We start from the raw sequence: 22,721 nt of genomic DNA, 5'->3' as shown, positions 1-22,721 counted from the left end.
CCCCACCCGACGATGGGCGGGGGTGCTGTGCCGCTGAGGTGCAACCGTTGGGTGCTGAGGTGCGGCTTTCGTGTTGAGGTGTGGGGTTGGTGCTGAGGTGCGGCACGTCGTGCAGCATCTCAGCACGAACCTGGTATCTCAGCACAAACCCGGTATCTCAGCGGGTGCGGGTCCGGTGTGGGCGGTGATCGGCGAGGGGCCTCGGGTGCAGGGGAGGGCGCGCGGGCGGCGTCGGGTGCGAGGAGGTTTCCGGATCTGTGGATGAGGCGAGTGGATGTGGGGGACTGTCCTCGAAAAGGGGCCGGGAAGCGCGGACGGGCGGCGTCGTCGGCGAGCTGGAACGGCAAGCTGAACCCGTGAACACCGTCCCAGACCTCCACCACCGCGAGCTGCTGACCCCCGAGCAGGTGCGTCGGCTCGGCCATCCCGACCCGCGTCCCAGCCGGGGTGGCGGCAGCGAATGGACGCGCGTTCTGCGCGGCTGCTACATCCAGCGCCGCCGGTGGGAGGAACTCACCGAACGGCAGAAGTGCCTCGGCGTGCACCTGGCGTACCTGGCGCGGGCGAGGACGCCGTTCGTCTTCTCGCACACCTCGGCCGCCCTGTTCCGCGACCTCTCCCTGCTCCACCTGCCGGACGCCGTCCACATCAGCGCCGAGCAGCGGATCGCCTGCGCGGACCCCCGGGTGCGGGTCCACCGGGCGCCGGGGATCCTCGAACATCGCCGCCTCCTCGAGCTGCGCCTCCCGGTCACCGACGCCGAGCGCACCCTCCTGGACTGCGCGACCGGCCTGCCCTTCGACGACGCCGTCGTCATCGCCGACCAGATCCTGAAGGGCGACGTCTCCCGCCGGGATGTGCTCAGCCTGCTCGACGAGGGCCCCCGCCGACGCGGCTCGGTCACGGCCCGACGCGTCTTCGCCTTCGCCGACGCGCGCTCCGAGTCCGTCTTGGAGAGCCTCGGCCGGATCCGCCTGCAGCGCATGGCCGTGCCGATGCCGCAGCCGCAGGTCCTCGTGCGGACGCATCGGGGCCGGAAGTACTTGGACTTCGGCTGGCCGCACCTGCGCTTCGGGTTGGAGCTGGATGGCAAGACCAAGTACTTCCGTGATGGCGACGCCGGAGAGGCGATCTATCAGGAGCGGCAGCGTCAGCTGGCCATCGAGGAAGCCGGCTGGGTGATCCTGCGCGCGAACTGGGCGGACGTGGTCGGGCACCCGGAGCAACTGGAGATGCGCCTGGTGCAGGCCCTCGAGCAGCGCGCCCGCCAGCTCGGGGTCCCCGTGTTCCCGCCGCCGATGCTGGCCGGTCTGTGAGGTGCGGGTTTCGTGTTGAGATGCGCTGTTCGTGCTGAGATGCGCCCCGCCGTGCAGCATCTCAGCACGAATGGCGCATCTCGGAACGAAACTCGCACCGGAAGCCGGCCCCACGGTGCGGGGTGGGGGCGAACGGAAGCCGCCCGCGCCGGCTCAGCCGCCGAGCAGCTCGCGGATCTCCTCGGCGCGCAGGGAGCGGGAGAACAGCTCGCCGTCGTCCATCACGGCGTCGAACAGGGCGGCCTTGGAGTCCTTCAGGTCCATGACCTTCTCCTCGATCGTCCCCTCGGAGACCAGCCGGTACACCATGACCCGACGCCGCTGCCCGATCCGGTGCGCCCGGTCCACCGCCTGAGCCTCCGCCGCCGGATTCCACCAGGGGTCCATCAGGAAGCAGTAGTCCGCCTCCGTGAGGTTCAGCCCGAAGCCACCGGCCTTCAGGCTGATGAGGAACACCGGGGCCTCGCCCTCCTCGAAGGCCCGCAGCACCGCCGCCCGATCCCGGGTGGACCCGTCCAGGTACACGTGCCCGATCCCCGCCGCCTCCAGGGCCTCGGCGATCTGGTGCAGGAAGGTCGTGAACTGGCTGAACACCAGGGCCCGGTGCCCATCGGCGATGATCTCCGGCAGCTGCTCCGTCAGCCACGTCAGCTTGGCGGACTCGACCCCCGCGTGCGCCTCATCCACCAGGGAGGCGGACAGGGCCAGGCGGCGCAGCATGGTCAGGGACTGGAAGATCGTGAACCGGTTCCGGTCCATGTCCTGCAGCAGCCCCAGGATCTTCTGCCGCTCCCGCTGCAGCCGGGTCTCGTAGATCCGACGGTGCTCCGGGGTCAGGGCGATGTCCACCCGGTGCTCCTGCTTCTCCGGCAGATCCGCGGCCACCAGCTCCTTGGAGCGGCGCAGCATCAGCGGGCGGATCCGGCGCCGCAGCCGCGGCAGCGCCTGCAGGTCCTCCCCGGAGGAGATCGGCTTGGCGTACATGTCCCGGAAGTCCCGGGCGGAGGGGAACAGCCCCGGGGCGACGATCGAGAACATCGCCCACAGCTCCATGAGGTCGTTCTCCATCGGCGTGCCCGTGACCACCAGCTTGAACGGCACCGGCAGATCCCTGGCGATCCGGTGGGCCTTGGTCCGCGGGTTCTTCAGGAACTGGGCCTCGTCCAGCACCAGTCCGCTCAGCCCCAGGTCCGCGTACTCCTCCGCGTCCAGGCGCAGCAGCGCATAGGAGGTCACGACGACGTCGGCCCCGGCGGCCCGCTCCGGCACCGAGCTCTTGGCCTTGGCGCTGGAGGAGGTGAGCACCGCGCAGCTCAGGTGCGGGGCGAAGCGCTCGATCTCCCGGGCCCAGTTGGGGGCCACAGAGGTCGGGGCGACGACGAGGAAGCGCGGTCGCGCCCCGCCTTCCGCCGCCGCGGCGTCGTGCAGCTCGAAGGCGCGGCAGATCATCGCGAGGGTCTGGACCGTCTTGCCCAGGCCCATGTCATCGGCGAGGATCCCGCCGAGGCCGTGCTCGCGCAGGAAGCTCAGCCACCGGTAGCCCTCCTCCTGGTACGGGCGCAGCCGGGCGCGCAGGCCCCGCGGCAGCGGCGGCGCAGGGATCTCCTCCAGACGCAGCAGGGCCTCCACGGATTCCCGCCAGGTCCGGGTCACCTCGGTGTCCGCGGCGAGCTCCTCCAGGTCCTCCCACAGCCCCGCCTGGTGCCGGGAGATGCGCAGCGGCGTCTCCGGGTCCGCCATCTGCCGGGCCTCCCCGATCAGCTCCCGCAGCCGCAGGAATTCGGGCCGGTCCAGCCGGAAGTAGCTGCCGTCCCCGAGCATCAGGTGCTTCTGCCCGGCGTCCAGGGCGCGGAAGACGTCGGCGAAGGGCACGTACCACTGCCCGGCCCGGATGGTCACGCCCAGGCCGAACCAGTCGCGATCCCCGGTGGACTCCACGGAGACCGTGATCGTCGGGTCCTCGTCCAGAGCCCGGAACTGCGGCACCTCCCCGGTGAGCTCCACGTCCACCCCGTCCAGGTCGCGGGCGGCCGGGATGATCCGCTGGACCAGATCCCGGGTCTGCCAGCCGCTGGTGCGCCCGGCCTCCAGCGGGGTCTCGGGCAGCGCCCGACGCAGCCGGGTGAGCACGTCCTGCTCCGTCTCCGCATCCCGCAGCTCCCGATGCGGGTCCGGGCTGGCCACCGCGACCGGCACCCGGGTGCGGGCCACCTTCTGCCCCTCCCACTGGACGGGCGCCTGCGGGTAGGACCAGTGCCAGTCGTATCGGGCCGGGGCGATCCTCTCCGAGGCGCGCGGATCCGCGGTGCGCGCCGCGCCCTGCTCCGGGGTGGGCTGGGCGTGCGGATCCTCCTCGAAGCGCACGCTCAGCACCAGGCGCGGCTCGAGCACCTGCGGCAGGGACTCGGCGACCTCCGGGTCCGCGGCCACCGGCAGGCGCCGGGCCAGCTGCGGGTAGAAGCCCTCCGCGAAGTCCAGGACCTCCTCGCGCGGCACCGTCATGGGACCGGAGGCGCTCAGGGAGGTGGCCAGCGGGGTCGGGGGTGCTGCCAGCGGGAGGAACAGCAGCTCCGTCTCCTCCACGACCCACTGCTCTTGCGGGACCTGCGCGGCCAGCTGCGGCAGCGGGGACGGGCGGATCGCGGACCACGCCCCGGAGCGGCGGGCCTCCTGCTCGTAGGCGCGGTGCAGCGCCCCGCCCAGGGCCACGTAGGCCTGGGGCCGGTGGGCCGGGCCCAGGGGGAACAGTCCGTCGGTCGGCACCCGCCAGGCCTCCGGGGCGGCGTCGTCCTCCGCCTCCTCCGGGGAGCGGGGCACCAGCAGGGCGGGGATCAGCCGCAGGGCGCCGTCCTCGGCGTCGGCCACGTGCAGTCCGAGCCGGGCCTCCGGGGCCAGGCCTACCGAGACGGCACGCCCGTCCACCACGATGGCGATGCCGAGGTCCGCGGCCCGGTCCAGCAGGTCCCACAGCAGCGGGGAGGCCACCGGGTCCAGCTGCATGGTGTCGTGGGTGGAGGCGTAGGGGTTCTGATCCGGGGAGAGCACGGCGCCCAGCTCCCGAAACCAGGCCTCGTGCTCGCTGAGCAGCTGCGTGCCGCCCGGGGGGCCGGTGAACTGGGACCAGGTCAGCCCGCCCTTGATCCACCGGCCGCGGGTGCCCAGCATCAGCGGCCGGGCGCTGAGCCGGATCGGCGCGGGGGTCGCGGCATCGCCTCGACCCAGGCCGTAGCGGGTCGGGACCTCCAGGTGCAGGTCCAGGGCGCCGGGGGAGCGGGTCACGCGCGACCGCAGGTCCATGCTCTGGGACTGCAGCGCGCGGGCGACGTGGCGGCGCCAGGAATCGCGCACCTGCGGGGCGTCCGCGCGCGCCGCGAAGGGGCCCGCGCCCGGGTCCTGCGTCTCGACGACGTCGTCGCCGCCCCGGGCGGCGCCGGGTGCGCCGCCATTCGATGATGATGCCGATGCCGGGGCAGGCGATACGGCGGGCGACGCGGCCGGGGCCCCGGTGCCGCCGTCGATGCCGCCGATGGCCGCGCGCAGCCGCTGGATGGTCGCGGCCCGATCCTCGGCCCCGGACCCCGCCTGCGAGTCCCGCCGCGCGGAGGCCGAGCCGGAGGCGTCGGGGCCGGGGAGGCCGGGCGCCGAGCCGGCGTCGGTCGCCGATGAACGGGCCGCCGCGGAACCGGTTGCCGCGAAATGCTCCGTCTCGGTGCCGGCCGTCGAGCGCACGGGGAGGTTCTCCGCGGGCTCGGCCCAGCCGCCCTCGTGGAACCAGCCCAGCAGGGCCGCGACCACGTGCTTGCAGCCGGTGCGCACCGGGCAGGAGCAGAAGGACTGGAACGGCGCGGCATGCGGGACGCGGGTGCGGGGGAAGACCACCGACTGGGAATAGGGCCGGGTGGAGCCCCCGGCGACCCGGCTGGTGAAGGTCAGCTCCGCGGCGTCGTAGTGGGCCTGGAGCACCTGGCCCGCCCGGTAGTAGCGCTCGCCCCGCGCGAAGGCGTTGTGGCCGACGGCGTGCAGGATCTGCGCCACGGTCACCGGGATCTGCTCGGCGGGGTAGGAGGGCATGGGATCCAATCTAGTCGGCGCTCGGCGCGGCCGACGGGACCGGGAAGAGGCGTGAAGAAGGGTCTTGGCAGGCCCGCCCGGGCGGGTTATGCTGGTGCCAGCTTCAAGAGACTCAACTGCCAAGCTCCGACTCGGTTGAGCGCCAACCCCATGTTCAAGGGTGGCTCGGATGACGAAGCGGCCCGTATTCGCCGCCACGGCGGCATGTTGACCGGTACGGGCAAGAGCACCGAAAGGATGCGCTCTCCGCGCGATGGCCATGACCGTCACCTCTCCCACCCGCCTCGACTTCTCCGCCGCCGTTCCCGCCCGCGGGGGATACCGGGCCATGAGCATCACCGACTACGCCCGGGTGGACTCCGCCCGCAGCGAGTTCCTGAACTTCCTCCTGGCCACCAGCAGCGGCAGCGCCTCCGCGGCCGCCGACCGGGCGGCATGAGCCGGCCCGGTACGGGCCTGCTGCTGGATTCCGGGATCCTCGCGCAGCTGCGCGGAAGCGCCCCGGACCGGGCCGTCGTCGCGTTCCTGCGGCGCCGGGCCCACCGCGTCCTCTACGTCTCCGTGCTCAGCCTAGGGGAGCTGGCCGCCCGCTTCCCCGGCCCGGAGACGGATCGCTGGCTGGATGAGCTGGCCGAGCGGTTCCGCGGCCACCTGCTGCCCGTGGACGATGCCGTCGCCCGGGCGTGGGCCGCCCGCCCCCTGCCCGCCGGGCCGGCCGGGCTGCGCAGCGTAGCCGACGACGAGGAGCCGAGCGAGGCCCCGGGGGAGACCGCCGGTCCCGAGGACGGCGTGCACGGGCTGCTGGCGGCCACCGCCCGCGTGCACGGGCTCACCGTGGTCTCCGCGCAGGCCGCCGCCTACCGCGCCTGGGGTGTGGAGGCCCTGGACCCCGCGGAGGACTGAACCCTTCCGGCCGCCCACCGGCGCAGACCGTCCGCCCGGTGGAACTGCCGCGCCAGCGCGTAGTGCTCCAGCAGCCGGTCCGTCAGCGCGGACCAGGACCTCGGCGTCATCGCCTCCCGCCCGGCGACGGCGAACTGCGCCCGCAGGCCCGGGTCCTCCAACCGCTGCACGTGCTCGCGCAGCCGGTCCAGGTGTCCCGGCGGGTAGAGCGGCCCCGTGCGCCCGTGCTCGACGATGTCCGCCGGCCCGCCGCAGCCCACGGCCACCACCGGGGTGCCTGCGGCCATCGCCTCCTGCAGGGTCTGCCCGAAGGTCTCCGACTCCCCGGGGTGGGTGAACACGTCCAGCTCCGCCACGGTGCGCGCCAGCTCCTCGCCCTCCAGGCGCCCGAGGAAGCTGGCCCGGTGCAGGGTGTGCTCCAGGCGCGCCCGCTCCGGGCCGTCCCCGACCACCACCAGGCGCACCCCGGGCAGGGACTGCAGCACTCGCAGATCCTCCACCTGCTTCTCCGGGGCCAGCCGACCGACGTAGCCGACCAGCAGCTCCTCCGGACCCGCCCCGATCCGCGCCCGCAGCGCCCCCTCGGCCCGTTCAGGGCGGAACAGGGCCGTGTCCACTCCGCGTCCCCAGCGCAGGATCCGGGGCACCCCCAGGTCCCGCAGGTAGTCCTCGGAGGCCCTGGAGGGGGTCAAGGTCAGATCCGCCTGCCCGTGGATCGCGGCCAGCCGCCGGTCCGCTGCGCGGGCCAGCCAGGGCAGGCGATAGCGGCGGGCGTAGGCGGAGACGTCGGTCTGGTACACCGCCGCGCACGGGATGCCCAGGTCCCGGGCCGCGGTGACCGCCCGGGCGCCCAGCAGGAACGGGGAGGATGCGTGCACGATGTCCGGGTGGTGCCGGGCGATCAGGCGCCGCACTGGGGCGACGGGTCCAGGGGCCACGCGCAGCCCCGGGTAGCCGGCCACCGGCAGGGAGGGCACCCGCAGGCAGACGGCGCCGGGCACGGGGTGCTGCGGCGTCTGCTCCCCGGGTCCGGTCTCCGGGGCCAGGATGGAGACCTCGTGCCCGCGCTGGATCAGCTGCTCCGCGCTGCGCAGCACGGAGGTGGTCACCCCGGACAGGTGGGGCAGGAACGATTCGGCGGCGATCATGATCCTCATGGGTCCAGTGCACCACCGGTCTGCGCCCCGCGGGATGCGGGCCGGTGACGCTGCGGGGAACGGAGCGTGAACCCTCACGGGGAGCCCGCGGCTCGGCGTGGGATGATGAACAGCGATGATGACCCCGCGCCGTTTCTCCCTTCCCCGGACGCTGCCCATGCCGCTGTGGCTGCAGGGCGCCGTCGAGATCCTCGTTGCCGCCCTGGCGGGTCTGGCCGTCGTGGCCGTGCTGCTGCTGATCGGCTGGTTCTCCCTGGACGGACCCGGCGGCCTGCCCGCGCTGGCCGCGGCGATCGGGCAGGTGTGGCTGGGCGCGCACGGCGTCGGACTGCAGCTGGACGTGCCGGCCACCGGGCGGGCCGCGGGACTGACGGGTACCGCGCATCTGCTGCCCCTGGGGCTCACGCTGGTGCTGCTGCTGATCGCTCGGCGCGCCGGGGCCCGCCTGGCCCGGGCCTCCTGGGAGGGCGAGTTCTGGAAGCCGGTGCTCGGCGGGCTGGTGGCCTACGCCGGGGTCGGTGCGGCGGTGGCCGTGCTGACCGGCACGACGACGCTGCGCGCCCCCGTGCTCGCCTCGGCCCTGGTGCCGCTGTGGGTGCCGCTGCTGGGCATGGTGTGGGGCGGGCACCGGGAGTCCGGCTCCTGGCTGCGGCTGATCGGGCTCGCCCCAGAGGGGCTGGCCCAGCGCTACAGCCAGTACACCCGGTGGGCGGGGGCCTACGCGCTGTCCGTGCTGCGGGCCGCCGGCGTGGGTCTGATCGGCCTGGTGGCAGGCGGGGCCCTGCTGACCGGGATCAGCGTCTTCGCGCACTGGCAGGGGATCATCGCGGCCTACCAGGCCCTGCACGCCGGGCTCACCGGGGATCTGACCCTGTTCCTGCTGCAGCTGGCGCTGCTGCCCAACCTCATCCTCTGCGCCACGGCCTGGTCCGTGGGGGCGGGCTTCAGCCTGGGGGAGGGGACGCTGTTCTCCCCGGCGGTCGCCGACGGACCGGCGCTGCCCGCCCTCCCGGTGTTCGCGGCGATGCCCACCGCCACCGGCCCCTACTCCTTCGCGGTGCTGGTGCTGCCGGTGCTGGCCGGGGCGCTGGCCGCGTGGTGGTTCCTGCGCGCCGGGGAGGATCACGTGGATGACTGGTTCTCCCTGCGCATCGGCTCCCGCGTGCTCGGTGCGATCCTGTCCGGGGCGGTGTTCGCCGTCGTCCTGGGGGCGCTGACCGGGGCTGGTGCGACGCTGCTGGTCGTGCTCGCCCGCGGGGGGCTGGGGGCTGGGCCCTTCGCCGTCGTGGGTCCCCACCCGGGGGCGATGTTCTGCTGGAGTGCGGTGACCGTGGCGATCGGCGCGGTGATCGGGCGGGTGGTGTCCCCCTGGTTCGAGCGCGATGCCGCCCGGGGCGGACAGGGCGCGGCCCCCGCACGGAAGCGGACCCGGCGCGCTTCCCGCCGGAATCGCTCTCCGCAGGCCGCGGGGGCCGAGGCCGTGGCGAACCGGAAGGTGGAGACCTCCGGCGAGAACGCCGTGAGCACCGAGGGTCCGAGCGGGCAGCAGACGGGCGCGGAACCGACGAGCGGGGTGCGGACGAGCGACGCCGCGGGCGACGACGGGGCGCGAGACGACGCCGCATCGGAACGGGACGAGGAGCAGGACTCCGCGGGGACCGACTCCGCGGGAGAGCGCCCCGCGGGGAAGCCGGACCGGGCCGAGCCCGGGTCCGAGCAGCGGCCCGAGCCCCGGTCCGAGCAGGAGTCTGAGCGGGGGCTCAGCGCCCTGCAGCGCCTGCGTCGCGCGGCGCCCGGGGCCGCGGGGCACGAGGCGAAGCGCCCGGTGAAGCCCGAGGTCGAGTCCACCGAGCAGAAGCCGGCCGAGGTCGATGCGGCGGAGGAGCTGTTCATCCCGCAGTGGCGCTCCGGCGCCGGGGCCCAGACGCCCTGGTCCGCCGCGAAGGGGGACGATAAGCCCAACGCTAAGGCCCAGGCCCCGGAGGCCGACGAGTCCGAGCGCCCGGAAGAGCATCAGGAGGAGCTCGAGCAGGCGGAAGAACGTGAGGTGCAGAGGGAGCGCGAGGAGCCGCGCGTGGTGGTGCGTCGGCCGCGTCGGCGTCGCCTCAGCGGCCGGTGAGGGTCCGCTCGATCCCGTCCGTGAGGCGCTCCTGGCACTGCCCGGAGGAGGAGATGGTCAGGCTCGTGCGCACGCACTCCCGGTAGTCCTCGGCCGCGCCCCACAGCAGGAGGTTCGCGGCCATGCTCACCGCGAACCACAGGACCAGCGCGAGGGACAGGCTGGTCAGCACGTAGGAGAAGGGGCGGGCGCCGACCCGCTTCAGCGCCACCAGGGTCATGATGCAGGCGACGGCGGCACCTAGGAAGGCCAGCCCGGCCCCGGCCAGGGCCCACCCGCCCCAGGAGCGTCCCGCGAAGGTGCTCAGGCAGAACCCGATGACCGCCAGGAGCAGACCCGCCCGTGAGCGGTACAGGAGGGACTCGGCCGCGCGCGCCCGCTCGTCCTCTCCCAGGGGCCTGTCCGGACGCCGGGGCGGCTGCTGGGTGGGCTGAGGGTCCTGAGGCGGAGGGGCGGCAGACATGCCCACCAGGCTACCCGCTGGCCCGCGCGCCCGGTCGCGCCTCGGTAGGGTGGGAGCCATGCGCATCGTGGTCATGGTCTCCGGCTCCGGCACCAATCTGCAGTCCGTCCTGGACGCCGTCGCCCGCGGCGAGCTGCCGGTGCAGGTGGCCGCCGTCGGCGCGGATCAGGAGTGCCGGGGGCTGGAGCGCGCCCGCGAGGCCGGCATCGAGACGTTCGTGCTGGCGCCCCGGGACTTCCCGGACCGCCCTGCCTGGAACCGGGCCCTGGAGGAGAAGCTCGCCTCCTACGCCCCGGACCTGCTGCTGTTCGCCGGATTCATGCGCATCGTCGATGCGCAGCTGGTCGCGCGCTTCGAGCGGCGCATCGTCAACACCCACCCGGCGCTGCTGCCCTCCTTCCCCGGGGCCCACGGGGTGCGCGACGCCCTGGCCCACGGGGTGAAGATCACCGGCGTCACCGTGCACCTGGTGGATTCCGGGGTGGACACCGGCCCGATCCTCGCCCAGGCCGCGGTGCCGGTGCTGGAGGGGGACACCGAGCAGAGCCTGCACGAGCGGATCAAGGAGCAGGAGCGTCCTCTCCTGGTGCGCACCCTGCGGGAGCTGGCCGCCCGCGCCTGAGGCGGCGGGCGCTGGCACGCCCGAGTGCGACGCCCCTTACACTGGAAGGGTCTTCGCGCCGTGCGCGCCACCATCTCCGACTTCCCAAGGGAGCATCCTTCCGTGACCCTCATCGACCTGGACCGGATCCCGCTGCGTCGAGCCCTCATCTCCGTCTACGACAAGACCGGCCTGCCCGAGCTGGCCCGCGGCCTGCACGCCGCCGGGGTGTCGCTGGTCTCCACCGGCTCCACCGCCGGGGTGATCCGCGAGGCCGGGGTCCCGGTCACCGAGGTCTCCTGGATCACCGGGTTCCCCGAGTGCCTGGAGGGCCGGGTCAAGACCCTCCACCCGCGCATCCACGCCGGGATCCTCGCGGACCGGCGCAAGCAGGAGCACGTGGATCAGCTCGAGCAGCTCGGGGTCGAGCCCTTCGACCTCGTCGTCGTGAACCTCTACCCCTTCCAGGACACCGTGGCCTCCGGGGCCGGGGCGGATGAGATCATCGAGAAGATCGACATCGGCGGTCCCTCGATGGTGCGCGCCGCGGCCAAGAACCACCACGCCGTCGCCGTGGTGACGGACCCCGCCCACTACGACGACGCCGTGCGCGCGGCCGAGCAGGGCGGCTTCGACCTGGCCGCCCGTCGCCGCCTGGCCGCCGGGGCCTTCGCCCACACCGCCGCCTACGACACCGCCGTGGCCACCTGGACCCAGCACCAGTTCCTGCAGGATCCCGAGGCCAACTTCTGGCCGCCCTACGCCGGGCTGGGCTTCGAGCGCTCCGAGTCCCTGCGCTACGGCGAGAACCCGCACCAGAAGGCCGCCCTGTACGCGGATCCGGCCGCCGAGCCGGGCATCGCCCAGGCCGAGCAGCTGGGCGGGAAGGCGATGTCCTACAACAACTACGTGGACGCCGACGCCGCCCTGCGCGCCGCCTACGACTTCGACGAGCCGGCCGTGGCCGTGATCAAGCACAACAACCCGTGCGGGATCGCCGTGGGATCCGGTGAGGACCCCATCGCGGACGCGCACCGCAAGGCCCACGCCTGCGACCCGCTGTCCGCCTACGGCGGGGTCATCGCCGCGAACCGCGAGGTGAGCCTGGGCATGGCCGAGCAGATCAAGCCCGTGTTCACCGAGGTCGTGATCGCCCCGTCCTACGCCCCCGAGGCCCTCGAGCTGCTGCAGACCAAGAAGAACCTGCGCATCCTCCGGCTGCCGGAGGGCTTCGCCCGCGGGGCCGTCGAGTACCGGCAGGTCTCCGGCGGCGCCCTGTTCCAGGAGTCGGACCGGCTCCAGGCCGACGGGGATGACCCGAGCACCTGGACCCTGGCCGCCGGGGAGGCCGCCGACGAGCAGACCCTGCGGGACCTGGCCTTCGCCTGGAAGGCCCTGCGCGCGGCGAAGTCCAACGCGATCCTGCTGGCCGAGGACGGCGCGGCCGTCGGCATCGGCATGGGGCAGGTCAACCGGGTGGACTCCTGCCGGCTGTCCGTGGAGCGGGCCAACACCCTCGGGGCCGACGGCGCCGAGCGGGCCCGCGGCGCGGTGGCCGCCTCGGACGCCTTCTTCCCCTTCGCCGACGGGCTGCAGGTGCTGCTCGACGCCGGGGTGCGCGCCGTCGTGCAGCCCGGCGGGTCCATCCGGGATGAGGAGGTCATCGAGGCCGCCAAGACCGCCGGGGTGACCATGTACCTGACCGGCTCCCGGCACTTCTTCCACTGATGGCACCGGCAGCATCCGACCCCGCCGAGCGCACCGCGGAATCCGCCGCGGAGGAGCGCAGCGCCCGGCGGGCCGTGACCGTGTTCCCGTTGCTGATCCTCGGGGCGGGGGTGCTCGGCTTCCTCGCGCCAGGCGCGTTCGCCGCGTGGTCCCCGGCGATCAGCCCGCTGCTCGGGGTCATCATGTTCGGCATGGGCCTGACCCTGACCTGGCCGAACTTCGCGCTCATCGCCCGCCGCCCGGTGCCGGTTCTCATCGGAGTGATCGCGCAGTTCCTCATCATGCCGCTGCTCGGCGCCGGGATCGCCGCGGCGCTGCAGCTGCCGCCGGCCTTGGCGGCCGGGGTGATCCTCGTGGGCTGCTGCCCCGGCGGCACGGCGTCGAACGTGGTCTCCTACCTGGCGCGCGGGGACGTGGCGCTGTCCGTGGCGATGACCTCGGTGTCCACCCTGATCGCGCCGTTCCTGACGCCGCTGCTGTGCCTGTGGCTGGCGGGGGAGTACATGAGCGTGAACGGCACCGCGATGATGGTCTCGATCCTGCAGGTGGTGCTGATCCCGGTCCTGGCCGGGCTGCTCGTGCGCTGGCTGCTGCCGCGGCTGGTGCTGGCCATCACCCCGGCGCTGCCGTGGATCTCGGTCGCGGCGATCTCCGTGATCGTGGCGATCGTCGTCGCCGGCTCCGCGGGGGCCATCGTCTCCGCGGGTGCGCTGGTGCTGCTGGCGGTCGTGCTGCACAACGGCCTGGGCTACCTGCTGGGCTACGCCGCGGCCGCGGCCCTGCGGCTGCCGGCGCCCTCCCGGCGCACCACCGCGATCGAGGTCGGCATGCAGAACTCCGGATTGGCCACCTCCCTGGCCAAGACCTACCTCACCCCCGAGGCCGCCCTGCCGGGGGCGGTGTTCTCGGTGTGGCACAACGTCTCCGGGGCGCTGCTGGCGGCTATCCTGCGGCGGCGCGCCGGGGACTGAGCATCCCCGACGGGCACCGGCCGTAGTCGACGTCGGAGACGGAACGGCCGCGGCCTCCTCCGAAGGGGGCCGCGGCCGTTCCGCTGCTCTCGGTCAGGCTCAGCCGAGCGGGAACTCGGCGGACTGCCCGCCGGCCAGCACCGTCTCCTGCTCGCCGACCACCACGCGCACCGGCTGGGCCCGGGTGGAGCGGGCGGTGATGCGCATGAAGGTGCCGTCGATGTACACGTCCAGCAGCTGGCCCCGGTACTGCACCTCGAAGCCCACGGACTTCAGCTGCTCCGGCATGGACGGCTCCAGGCTGACGCAGTCCTCGTGCACCCGAAGCCCGGCGTAGGCCCGCTGGATCACGTCCAGGGTCCCGCACATGGCCCCTAGGTGGATCCCCTCCTGGGTGGTGCCGCCCTGGGTGTCGTCCAGGTCCGCGACCAGCGCATCCTGATAGGTGGACCAGGAGTTGCGGCGGTCGATCTGCGCGAGGATCGAGGCGGTGACCACCCGAGAGAGCGTCGAGCCGTTGGAGGTGCGCGGCAGGTAGTAGCGCACCGTGTCCTCGATGCGGGCCAGGGAGACGTCGTAGCCGAGGGCCGCGAGCTCATCCTGCAGCCCGGACTGGCCGAACAGGTAGATCAGCATCAGCGTGTCCGCCTGCTTGGACAGCTTGTAGTTGTTGGTCGCATCCCCCTCGGACTCCAGGATCAGATCCATCCGCCCGATGTTGCCGTACTTGCGGCGGTAATGGTCCCAGTCGATCTCGGCGAGGTCGTCGTAGCCGTCGAACTGGCTGATGGTCCCGTTCTCGTTGAACGGCACGGCCATGCGGGTGGACATGTGCTTCCACCGCTCGGTCTCGGACTCGGTGACCTGGTTGGCGGCCAGGGTCCGATCGGCCAGGTGCTCCGGCAGCACCTCCGGCAGGTGCACCACGTGCCGGTAGAGCCAGGCCGCCAGGACGTTGGTGTAGGCGTTGTCCTTCACACCCCCGCCGTTGACGGAGCCGGGGTAGCCGTCGTGGTACTCGTCCGGGCCCATCGCGCCCTCGATGTGGTAGCGCTGATCCTGCTCATCCCAGGTGGTGATGGAGGTGAAGAACCGGGCGATCTCGATCATCAGCTCCGCGCCCTCGTGGGAGAGCCAGGAGTCGTCCCGGGTGGCCTGGTAGTACTGCCAGGCGTTGAACGCGATGGCCAGGCCCACGTGGAACTGCCGCCAGGAGTTGTCCGGCATCCACCGCTCCGAGTGTGGGTTGTACAGCTCCACCGGGGTCTCCTCGCGCCCGTCCGAGCCGGACTGCCAGGGGAACATCGCGCCCTCGGCGCCGAACTCCCGGGCCTTGTGGCGGGCGGCCGGCAGTCGGGCGGAGCGGTAGGCCAGCAGGGACTTGGTGACGAAGGGCAGGCGCATGGTGATGACCGGGAGGATGAAGATCTCATCCCAGAAGATGTGCCCGCGGTACCCCTCCCCGTGCAGCCCGCGCGCGGTGACCCCGGCGTCGGCCAGCTCCATGTTGGGGCCGAGGGTCTGCACGATGTGGAAGATGTGCAGCCGCAGGGCCAGCATGGTCTTCACATCCGCGTCGATGTCCACGGCGAAGCGGGACCACAGCCGGGACCAGGTTGCGGTGTGCGGACCGTAGAGCGCCTCGAAGCCGATCGCGGTGCGGTTCAGGGCCTCCACCGAGCCGAGGGTGGCGGAGGCGATCGCGGAATCCCGGGAGGTCACGACGGCGGTGGTCGTGTCGAAGACCACCGGCTCGCCGTCGTGGCCGTTGACGTGGAAGTGGCGCATCTCCACGTTGCCGGGGCGGATCTCCCGCTCCACCCGGATATCCGAGGCGGCGTTGATCTGGGTGCGCTGGGCGATGGAGATCTGGTGGTCGGACTGGTTGGTGGAGACCACGCAGATGAGGGTCTCGTCCGGCAGCGTCGTGGAGGCGCGGGCCACCAGGTGGTGCCGGTTCAGCTCCCGGTACTCGGCGACGTTGTTGTTGGTCACGGTGGGATCGATGCCGGTGCGCACGTGGATGCGTCCGGACCAGCCCACCGGCTCCACCTTGGTCTCCATCGCGGACAGGTGCCGGCTGGCCATGGAGACCAGTCGACGCTGGTGCACGCGCAGGCGGCGGGGAGTCCGCGCGCCGTCGCGGTCCTCCTCGCGCAGCACCTCCTCCAGGAGTGCGCTGCGGGAGAGCACACCGTGGCGCATGTCCAGCTCGGTGGTCTCATCCAGGATGCGCAGCCCGCCCTCGGACCACCAGTCCCCGTCGCGAAGGCGGACGTCGAGCACCTCGAAGTTGGGCAGGTTGACCATGGACTCGTGCTCCAGGTCCCGGCCGTTGATGTGCGAGACCACCCGGTTGAAGATCCCGGCGACGTAGGTGCCGGGGTAGTGGATCCCGTCGTCCCCGTGCTCGGGGCGGGCCCCGCGCACCCCCATGTACCCGTTGGCCAGGGTCAGCAGGGCCTCGCGGTGGGCCTCGTGCTTGGGGTCGAAGCCGCGGTAGATCAGCTTCCAGGAGTCGGTGCGGTCCAGGCCGAGGTCCAGCTCGGCGACGTCGTTGTGCACGACGTCGGCCCCGGCCTCCTCCAGATCGGCCCGGTCCCCGTGCCGGTTGATCCCGACGACCAGCCCGAAGCCCCCGGCCTTGCCGGCCTGCACCCCGGAGACCGCATCCTCGATGACCACGGCGTCGGCGGGGTCCACCTCCAGGGCGCGGGCGGCGGCCAGGAACATGTCCGGGGCGGGCTTGCCGGGGATGCCGTGCTCCAGGGCGTAGCCGCCGTCGATGATGATGGGGAAGAGGTCCTCCAGCCCGGCCGCGGCCAGCACGGTGCGGGAGTTGCGGGAGGCGGTGACCAGGGCGATGCCGGTGCCGCCCTCCTTCACGCGGCGGGCGAAGTCCACGGTGCCGCGGAAGGTCTCCACGCCGTGCTCATCCAGCTGGGCCTGGAAGTAGTCGTTCTTCAGGGCGGCCTGCCCGTGCACGGTCCAGGCGCCGGGGGCATCGCCCTCGGCGCCCTCGGGCAGGGCGGCCCCGCGGGAGGCCAGCAGCTGGCGCACCCCGTCCTCGCGGGCGCGCCCGTCCACGTGGGCCCGGTAGTCCCGCGAGACGGAGAACTCCCGACGGTCGATATCCTCGGCGCTGCGGCCCTCGGCCGGCTCCAGGCGGGGATCGGCCAGGATCGCGTCGAACAGCTGCTTCCAGGCGGCGGCGTGCACCGAGGCGGTGTCGGTGACCACCCCGTCCATGTCGAAGATGACGGCCTGCTGGGGACACAGCATGGGGAACTCCGCCTTCTTCTCCGGGGCTCGGCGGGCGCCGGGCATGTTGGGATCGCCGGGGCGCAGGTTCAGCAGGTCGGTGGAGCCGAGGAGGTTCAGGGCGTTCATGGAGACCTTTCGCGAGGGTGACGACGGCGGTCAGGAGGTCAAGCCACCATTAAACACTCGCGTCGGAGGCCTGGCGATGGGCTCGGGCGCCGGATCCGCGGTCCAGGTGCACCCGAGGACGGGGTCGCGGGAGCGGGAGTGCGGAGCTCACCAGGCAAGACGCTGGAGCGCGCTCCACCCTGACGCCGACGCCGATGTGACCTAGACTAATCCCTCGGAACCCCTTTCCCCGCCGAATCCCCAGGAGAGCGATGAGCGCATCACCCGCGTCCGATGTCACCACCACCCCGCTGGCCGAGCTGGACCCGGAGGTCGCCCGGGCCATCGACGCCGAGCTGCACCGGCAGCGGGACACCCTGGAGATGATCGCCTCGGAGAACTTCGCCCCGCTGGCCGTGCTGCAGGCGCAGGGCTCGGTGCTGACCAACAAGTACGCGGAGGGTTACCCCGGGCGGCGCTACTACGGCGGCTGCGAGCACGTGGACGTCGTCGAGCGCCTGGCCATCGAGCGGGCCAAGGAGCTGTTCGGCGCCGAGCACGCCAACGTGCAGCCGCACTCCGGGGCGCAGGCCAACGCCGCGGTGATGATGGCCCTGATGAACCCGGGGGACACCCTGATGGGCCTGTCCCTGGCCCACGGCGGGCACCTGACCCACGGGATGAAGCTCAACGTCTCCGGGAAGCTGTACGACATCGCCGCCTACGAGGTGGACCCGGCCACCGGGCGCCTGGACATGGAGGCCGTGCGGCAGGTGGCCCTTCAGGCCCAGCCCAAGGTGATCGTGGCCGGCTGGTCCGCGTACCCGCGCCAGCAGGACTTCGCGGCCTTCCGCGCCATCGCCGACGAGGTGGGCGCCTACCTGTGGGTGGACATGGCCCACTTCGCGGGGCTGGTGGCCGCGGGGCTGCACCCCAACCCGGTGCCGCACGCCCACGTGGTGACCTCCACGGTGCACAAGACCCTCGCGGGTCCGCGCTCCGGGGTGATCCTGTGCACCGAGGAGCTGCGGAAGAAGATCGACTCCGCCGTCTTCCCGGGTCAGCAGGGCGGCCCGCTGATGCACGTGATCGCGGGCAAGGCCGTGGCCTTCAAGATCGCCGCCTCCGAGCAGTTCCGCGACCGGCAGGCCCGCACCCTGGAGGGCGCGCGGATCCTGGCCGAGCGGCTGGGGACCGAGGACGTCGCCCAGCACGGGGTGAAGGTGCTCTCCGGGGGCACGGACGTGCACCTGGTGCTGGTGGACCTGCGGGATTCCGCCCTGGACGGGCGCGCGGCCGAGGACCTGCTGCACGAGGTGGGCATCACCGTGAACCGCAACGCCGTGCCGAACGACCCGCGCCCGCCGATGGTCACCTCCGGGCTGCGCATCGGCACCCCGGCCCTGGCCACCCGCGGCTTCGGCGCCGAGCAGTTCGCGGAGGTCGCGGACATCATCGCCGAGGCCCTGAAGCCCGAGCCCGACGTCGCCGCCCTGCGCGAGCGCGTGAACGCCCTGACCGCGGCCTTCCCCCTGTACCCGGATGTCGAGGAGTTCGCGGCGTGAGCACCACCCAGCAGCACAGCGAGCAGGAGCAGAACGGCCAGCAGGGCCCGCAGATCCTGGACGGGCGGGCCACCGCGGCGGCCATCAAGGAGGAGCTGCGCGAGCAGGTCGCCGAGCTGAGGGCCCGCGGCATCGTGCCCGGGCTGGGCACGGTGCTGGTGGGCGATGACCCGGCCTCGCACTCGTACGTAAAGGGCAAGCACCGCGACTGCGCGGAGGTGGGCCTGGCCTCGATCCGCCGGGACCTGCCCGGGGACATCACCCAGGAGGAGCTGGAGGCCGTCATCGACGAGCTGAACGCGGACCCGGCGTGCACCGGGTACATCGTGCAGCTGCCCCTGCCCCAGCACATCGACACGAACGCGATCCTGGAGCGGATCGACCCGGCCAAGGACGCCGACGGGCTGCACCCGATGAACCTGGGGCGGCTGGTGCTGGACGTGTACGGGCAGGGCGATGCCCCGCTGCCGTGCACCCCGGCCGGGATCGTGGAGCTGATCCGCCGGCACGGGCTGGATGTGAAGGGCAAGGACGTGGCGGTGCTGGGCCGCGGGATCACCGTGGGCCGCCCGCTGGGGCTGCTGCTGTCCCGCCGGGACGTGAACGCGACCGTGACCCTGGCGCACACCGGCACCCGGGATCTGGACGAGGTGCTGGCCGCGGCGGACATCATCGTCGCCGCGATCGGCGTGCCGCACGCGGTGCGCGCCCACCAGGTCAAGGAGGGCGCGATCCTCCTGGACGTGGGCGTCTCCCGGGTGATGGACCCGGTGACCGGCAGGAAGAAGCTGGTGGGGGACATCAGCCCGGAGGCCGCCGAGAAAGCCTCCTGGCTCTCCCCGAACCCCGGCGGGGTCGGCCCGATGACCCGCGCGATGCTGCTGGTCAACGTGGTCCAGGCCGCCCAGCGCGCCGCCGACGCCGCCTGAGCGGCCCGCTCGCGGGGGAGCGCCGAGACTCATCTCGGCGCTCCCCCGCGGTCGTCTCGTGCCGACTTCGCGGAACACCCGTTGTGGTGCTTGACACCTCGCAGTAGGATCTGACGCACACATGAAAGTGTGACCCGCTCGGCGAGCGCTCGACGGGTCGCCCACCGCCGCTGAGATACCGGGTTCTTGCTGAGATGCGGGGATCGTGCTGAGATACCGCACGGCGGGACGCATCTCAGCACGAACAGCGCATCTCGACATGGAACCCGCATTTGAACGCACTCGGGAGCGCAGCAGTCACGACACTGAGGGCACGCGGCATCACCGGGAAGTCATCGCCGGAGCCAGATGCAGGGCGGGTGTCCTGCATCCGATGATCCGGGCTGGGCACTTCTCCCCGACCCCCCGCCAGGGCCCCGGTGCCGCGCTTGTACAATGGGGGCCATGCGTTCAGCCGGTCCCCAGGAGCACTCTCAGGCATCATCCCCGGGCGGGGCGGACCCCGCCGCCACCCGCAGGAAGGCCGTCTGGGCCACCGTCGTCGGGATGGCGGTGCTCGTGGCGATCTTCATCGCCGCGATCTGGCGGGCTGCGGACGAGGCCTCCCTGCTCGGGTGGATCCTCGCCGCCATCGCCCTCGGCTGGCTGGGCCTGGCCGCGTACGTGCTGAGCCTGGTGCGCGGCAGCCTCACCCCCCGCACCACCTCGGCCCCCGGGCAGGAGGCCGGTGGGTCCGACTCCATGCGGGATGAGAAGCTCGCGCACAGCTTCCAGATCGTCCTGGTGCAGAAGAAGGTCGTCGCCGAGGAGCTGGCCAAGGGCGAGGACGCGGACGCCGAGATGATCGACCGCGCCCTGGACACCATCGACTTCACCGCCAAGAACGGCATGGGACTGGCCCGCTCCGCCCAGCCCGCCGCCCAGGAGGCCTGAGCCCACATGAGCTCCCCGAACACCGCCGCGCAGGACCCGGCACCCCGCGACCAGCACACCCTGCGCATCGCCACCGTCAACGTCAACGGCATCCGCGCCGCCTACAACTCCAAGAAGAAGCAGACCATGGGGGACTGGCTGGCCCACCGGGACATCGACATCCTCTGCCTGCAGGAGGTCCGCGCCCCGGACGCCAGCCTGCGCAAGCTCCTGGACGAGGACCAGTGGGAGATCCTGCACTCCGAGGCCGTGGCCAAGGGCCGTGCGGGTGTGGCGATCGCCACCCGTAAGGGTGCCGAGCAGCACCCCTCCCGGCTGCCGGACCAGCCCCGACAGACCCGCATCGGGCTGCCCGGCCTGGACGGGGACGAGCACACCGGCCGCTGGGTCGAGGCCGACTACGACCTGCCCGGCGGCACGAGCCTCACCGTGGTCTCCGCGTACGTGCACTCCGGGGAGGTGGACACCATCCGCCAGGAGCACAAGTACGCCTTCCTGGAGCGGATGCTCACCCGCCTGCCCGAGCTCGCCGAGCAGTCCGACCACGTGCTGATCGTCGGGGACCTCAACGTGGGGCACACCGAGCTGGACATCAAGAACTGGAAGGGCAACGTCAAGAACGCCGGATTCCTGCCCGAGGAGCGGGCGTACTTCGACCGCTACTTCGGCGACGTCGGCTACGTGGACGTGGCCAGGAAGCTCGCCGGGGAGGTCCCGGGGCCCTACACCTGGTGGTCCTACCGCGGTCAGGCCTTCGACAACGACGCCGGGTGGCGCATCGACTACCACATGGCCACCCCCGCGCTGGCCGCCGCCGCCCGGCAGGCGGTGGTGGACCGCGCCCCCAGCTACGACACCCGCTTCTCCGACCACGCCCCGCTCGTGGTCGACTACCAGCTCGCCTGAAGGAGCCCCCGCCCGTCATGACCGATACCGCCATCCCCAACCGCTCCACCGGCGCCCCCCGCGTGTTCTCCGGGGCCCAGCCCTCCGCGGACTCCCTGCACCTGGGCAACTACGTCGGGGCCGTGCGCAACTGGGTGGACATGCAGGATGCCAACGAGTGCATCTACTTCATCCCGGACCTGCACGCCATCACCGTGCCCCAGGACCCGGCGACCCTGGCCGAGCGCACCCGCAAGACCGCGGCCCAGTACATCGCCGCCGGGATCGACCCCACCCGCACCCCGTTCTTCGTGCAGTCCCACGTGCCCGAGCACACCCAGCTGTCCTGGCTGCTGTCCTGCATCACCGGCTTCGGCGAGGCCTCCCGGATGACCCAGTTCAAGGACAAGTCCGCCAAGCAGGGCGCCGAGAACGCGACCGTCGGGTTGTTCACCTACCCCATCCTCATGGCCGCGGACATCCTGCTGTACCAGACGGACCAGGTCCCGGTGGGGGAGGACCAGCGCCAGCACCTGGAGCTGACCCGCACCCTCGCCCAGCGGTTCAACACCCGCTTCGGGGAGACCTTCGTGATCCCGGAGGGCAAGATCCTCCGGGACACCGCCAAGGTCTACGACCTGCAGAACCCCGGGGCGAAGATGTCCAAGTCCGCCGCCAGCGACTCCGGGATCATCTGGCTGCTGGACGAGCCGAAGAAGATGGCCAAGAAGATCAAGTCCGCCGTGACCGACGACGGCACCGAGATCCGCTTCGACCGCGAGGCCAAGCCGGGGATCTCCAACCTGCTGACCATCTACTCCTCCCTGACCGGCCGTCCCGTGGAGGAGATCGTCGCCGAATACGAGGGGAAGATGTACGGGCACCTGAAGGTCGGCCTGGCCGAGGTCGCCGTCGAGGTCCTGGGGCCCATCCGGGAGCGGACCCTGGAGATCATGGCGGACCCGGCTGAGCTGGATCGGCTGCTGGCCGCCGGTGCCGAGCAGGCCCGCCAGATCGCGGCCGTGACCGTGCAGCGCGCCTACGACGCCGTCGGCTTCCTGCCCCCGCTGCGGTAGCGCCCACCCGGATCCGCCATGACCCCCGGCCCCAGCACCAGCCCCACCCTGCGCGGGGATCGGCGCTACCTCAGCGTGGTGCTGGGGGTGCCGGAGCACATCCAGGACCGGGTGCTGTCCTGGCGGGCGGCCCAGGGGCTGACCTCCTCCGCCCCGCCGCACATCACCGTCCTGATCACCGAGACCGACCCGCGCGATCCCCTGCCGGAGCGGATCGCCGCGGAGCTGGCCCGGGTGTGCCGGGAGGTCGGACCCTTCCGGGTGGGCTTCGACGGGGCGGAGACCTTCCTGCCGGTCAGTCCCGTCGCGTACCTGCGCATCGCCGACGGCGGGGACCACCTGACCCGGCTGCACCGGATCTGCGCGGACCTGCTGCCCAGTGCCTCGCCCTTCGACTACCACCCGCACCTGACGCTGGCCCACGGGCTGGACGAGGAGGGGCTGCACCGGGCCCGGTGGGACTTCGCCTCCTGCCGCCTGAGCTTCCGCGCCGAGCAGCTGCAGATCTTCCACGGGGACCGCACCGGCTGGCGGGACCTCGGCGCCCTGCCCCTCGGGCCCGCCCGCTGACGCCCTCGGCCGACGTCGTCCGGTCGACGTCGCACCCCAGACGTTAGCCCGCAGGCTCCCAATCC

Annotated in this window: 17 protein-coding genes and 1 riboswitch; of the genes, 13 read left to right on the top strand and 4 right to left on the bottom strand. The window is 72.6% G+C overall.

Features of this window, described 5'->3' with window-relative positions; translation table 11 throughout:
- Positions 1-356: 356 nt before the first annotated feature.
- Positions 357-1,316 (top strand): hypothetical protein, encoded by a 960-nt coding sequence (locus KKR01S_RS08780; protein ID WP_061225803.1) that lies wholly within the window; start codon positions 357-359, stop codon positions 1,314-1,316.
- A gap of 153 nt (positions 1,317-1,469) precedes the next feature.
- Here KKR01S_RS08780 and KKR01S_RS11370 read toward each other — a convergent pair whose 3' ends face one another.
- Positions 1,470-5,387: a DEAD/DEAH box helicase gene (locus tag KKR01S_RS11370; RefSeq protein ID WP_061225802.1), complete on the bottom strand. Its 3,918-nt coding sequence runs from the start codon at positions 5,385-5,387 to the stop codon at positions 1,470-1,472.
- Between the two features lie 101 nt (positions 5,388-5,488).
- Positions 5,489-5,620, top strand: a riboswitch (SAM riboswitch).
- A gap of 20 nt (positions 5,621-5,640) precedes the next feature.
- Between KKR01S_RS11370 and KKR01S_RS08770 the strand changes: the two genes are divergently transcribed.
- Together KKR01S_RS08770 and KKR01S_RS08765 are read left to right on the top strand one after the other, a co-directional pair.
- The gene (locus KKR01S_RS08770; protein WP_055684280.1) at positions 5,641-5,826 is read left to right on the top strand and encodes a hypothetical protein; all 186 of its coding nucleotides are present in this window, start codon (positions 5,641-5,643) and stop codon (positions 5,824-5,826) included.
- Complete coding sequence (locus KKR01S_RS08765) at positions 5,823-6,290, top strand: PIN domain-containing protein (protein WP_055684281.1); 468 nt, start codon at positions 5,823-5,825, stop codon at positions 6,288-6,290. The genes KKR01S_RS08770 and KKR01S_RS08765 overlap by 4 nt, the downstream gene beginning before the upstream one ends.
- Here KKR01S_RS08765 and KKR01S_RS08760 read toward each other — a convergent pair.
- Complete coding sequence (locus tag KKR01S_RS08760) at positions 6,245-7,447, bottom strand: glycosyltransferase family 4 protein (protein ID WP_061225801.1); 1,203 nt, start codon at positions 7,445-7,447, stop codon at positions 6,245-6,247. The genes KKR01S_RS08765 and KKR01S_RS08760 overlap by 46 nt on opposite strands.
- Before the next feature lie 118 nt (positions 7,448-7,565).
- Here KKR01S_RS08760 and KKR01S_RS08755 point away from each other — a divergent pair, with 118 nt between their 5' ends.
- The gene (locus KKR01S_RS08755) at positions 7,566-9,566 is read left to right on the top strand and encodes a cell division protein PerM (RefSeq protein ID WP_131800604.1); all 2,001 of its coding nucleotides are present in this window, start codon (positions 7,566-7,568) and stop codon (positions 9,564-9,566) included.
- On the opposite strand, the gene KKR01S_RS08750 is transcribed toward KKR01S_RS08755, so the two are convergent.
- A complete protein-coding gene (locus KKR01S_RS08750; protein ID WP_061225800.1) occupies positions 9,553-10,029 on the bottom strand; it encodes a hypothetical protein in 477 nt (158 codons plus the stop codon). The two genes, KKR01S_RS08755 and KKR01S_RS08750, sit on opposite strands and share 14 nt — an antisense overlap.
- Positions 10,030-10,087: 58 nt before the next feature.
- Here KKR01S_RS08750 and purN point away from each other — a divergent pair, with 58 nt between their 5' ends.
- The 3 genes from purN to KKR01S_RS08735 all read left to right on the top strand — a co-directional run bounded on the left by purN (position 10,088) and on the right by KKR01S_RS08735 (position 13,329).
- Positions 10,088-10,651, top strand: a complete 564-nt coding sequence (gene purN / locus KKR01S_RS08745) for a phosphoribosylglycinamide formyltransferase (RefSeq protein WP_081046391.1) — start codon at positions 10,088-10,090, stop codon at positions 10,649-10,651.
- A gap of 102 nt (positions 10,652-10,753) precedes the next feature.
- Complete coding sequence (gene purH, locus KKR01S_RS08740; RefSeq protein ID WP_058731535.1) at positions 10,754-12,358, top strand: bifunctional phosphoribosylaminoimidazolecarboxamide formyltransferase/IMP cyclohydrolase; 1,605 nt, start codon at positions 10,754-10,756, stop codon at positions 12,356-12,358.
- Positions 12,358-13,329 (top strand): bile acid:sodium symporter family protein, encoded by a 972-nt coding sequence (locus tag KKR01S_RS08735; RefSeq protein WP_061225799.1) that lies wholly within the window; start codon positions 12,358-12,360, stop codon positions 13,327-13,329. The genes purH and KKR01S_RS08735 overlap by 1 nt, the downstream gene beginning before the upstream one ends.
- A 99-nt stretch (positions 13,330-13,428) precedes the next feature.
- Here the strand turns inward: KKR01S_RS08735 and KKR01S_RS08730 are convergent, their stop codons facing one another.
- Positions 13,429-16,719 carry a beta-phosphoglucomutase family hydrolase gene (locus KKR01S_RS08730; RefSeq protein WP_081101670.1) on the bottom strand — a complete coding sequence of 1,097 codons (3,291 nt, stop codon included), beginning with the start codon at positions 16,717-16,719 and terminating at the stop codon, positions 13,429-13,431.
- A gap of 251 nt (positions 16,720-16,970) precedes the next feature.
- Between KKR01S_RS08730 and glyA the strand changes: the two genes are divergently transcribed.
- The 6 genes from glyA (at position 16,971) to KKR01S_RS08695 (ending at position 22,656) form a co-directional block, all read left to right on the top strand.
- Positions 16,971-18,263 (top strand): serine hydroxymethyltransferase, encoded by a 1,293-nt coding sequence (gene glyA / locus KKR01S_RS08720; RefSeq protein ID WP_058731538.1) that lies wholly within the window; start codon positions 16,971-16,973, stop codon positions 18,261-18,263.
- Positions 18,260-19,192, top strand: coding sequence for a bifunctional methylenetetrahydrofolate dehydrogenase/methenyltetrahydrofolate cyclohydrolase (locus tag KKR01S_RS08715; RefSeq protein WP_061225798.1), 933 nt, complete (start codon positions 18,260-18,262; stop codon positions 19,190-19,192). Before glyA ends, KKR01S_RS08715 begins: the two co-directional genes overlap by 4 nt.
- Positions 19,193-19,636: 444 nt before the next feature.
- Entirely contained in the window at positions 19,637-20,125 is a 489-nt protein-coding gene (locus KKR01S_RS08710; protein WP_224799919.1) for a hypothetical protein, read from the top strand.
- Positions 20,126-20,131: 6 nt separating this feature from the next.
- Positions 20,132-21,031 (top strand): exodeoxyribonuclease III, encoded by a 900-nt coding sequence (locus KKR01S_RS08705; protein WP_061225797.1) that lies wholly within the window; start codon positions 20,132-20,134, stop codon positions 21,029-21,031.
- Between the two features lie 17 nt (positions 21,032-21,048).
- The gene (gene trpS / locus KKR01S_RS08700) at positions 21,049-22,086 is read left to right on the top strand and encodes a tryptophan--tRNA ligase (RefSeq protein WP_061225796.1); all 1,038 of its coding nucleotides are present in this window, start codon (positions 21,049-21,051) and stop codon (positions 22,084-22,086) included.
- A gap of 18 nt (positions 22,087-22,104) precedes the next feature.
- Entirely contained in the window at positions 22,105-22,656 is a 552-nt protein-coding gene (locus KKR01S_RS08695) for a 2'-5' RNA ligase family protein (RefSeq protein WP_055684291.1), read from the top strand.
- Positions 22,657-22,721 lie beyond the last annotated feature (65 nt).

Source organism: Rothia kristinae NBRC 15354 (assembly GCF_001570865.1).
Taxonomy (GTDB): domain Bacteria; phylum Actinomycetota; class Actinomycetes; order Actinomycetales; family Micrococcaceae; genus Rothia; species Rothia kristinae.
The sequence above is the reverse complement of the archived record's forward strand: the minus strand, read 5'-3'. Positions and strand labels throughout refer to the sequence as shown.

What these genes read in the sequence shown, in the direction of transcription:
- KKR01S_RS08705 (WP_061225797.1), top strand. Translation starts at nt 20,132, where the DNA reads ATGAGCTCCCCGAACACCGCCGCGCAGGACCCGGCACCCCGCGACCAG.
- KKR01S_RS08735 (WP_061225799.1), top strand. Translation starts at nt 12,358, where the DNA reads ATGGCACCGGCAGCATCCGACCCCGCCGAGCGCACCGCGGAATCCGCC.
- glyA (WP_058731538.1), top strand. Translation starts at nt 16,971, where the DNA reads ATGAGCGCATCACCCGCGTCCGATGTCACCACCACCCCGCTGGCCGAG.
- KKR01S_RS08760 (WP_061225801.1), bottom strand. Translation starts at nt 7,447, where the DNA reads ATGAGGATCATGATCGCCGCCGAATCGTTCCTGCCCCACCTGTCCGGG.
- KKR01S_RS08710 (WP_224799919.1), top strand. Translation starts at nt 19,637, where the DNA reads ATGCGTTCAGCCGGTCCCCAGGAGCACTCTCAGGCATCATCCCCGGGC.
- KKR01S_RS08695 (WP_055684291.1), top strand. Translation starts at nt 22,105, where the DNA reads ATGACCCCCGGCCCCAGCACCAGCCCCACCCTGCGCGGGGATCGGCGC.
- KKR01S_RS08765 (WP_055684281.1), top strand. Translation starts at nt 5,823, where the DNA reads ATGAGCCGGCCCGGTACGGGCCTGCTGCTGGATTCCGGGATCCTCGCG.
- trpS (WP_061225796.1), top strand. Translation starts at nt 21,049, where the DNA reads ATGACCGATACCGCCATCCCCAACCGCTCCACCGGCGCCCCCCGCGTG.
- KKR01S_RS08730 (WP_081101670.1), bottom strand. Translation starts at nt 16,719, where the DNA reads ATGAACGCCCTGAACCTCCTCGGCTCCACCGACCTGCTGAACCTGCGC.
- KKR01S_RS08755 (WP_131800604.1), top strand. Translation starts at nt 7,566, where the DNA reads ATGACCCCGCGCCGTTTCTCCCTTCCCCGGACGCTGCCCATGCCGCTG.
- KKR01S_RS11370 (WP_061225802.1), bottom strand. Translation starts at nt 5,387, where the DNA reads ATGCCCTCCTACCCCGCCGAGCAGATCCCGGTGACCGTGGCGCAGATC.
- KKR01S_RS08750 (WP_061225800.1), bottom strand. Translation starts at nt 10,029, where the DNA reads ATGTCTGCCGCCCCTCCGCCTCAGGACCCTCAGCCCACCCAGCAGCCG.
- purN (WP_081046391.1), top strand. Translation starts at nt 10,088, where the DNA reads ATGCGCATCGTGGTCATGGTCTCCGGCTCCGGCACCAATCTGCAGTCC.
- KKR01S_RS08770 (WP_055684280.1), top strand. Translation starts at nt 5,641, where the DNA reads ATGGCCATGACCGTCACCTCTCCCACCCGCCTCGACTTCTCCGCCGCC.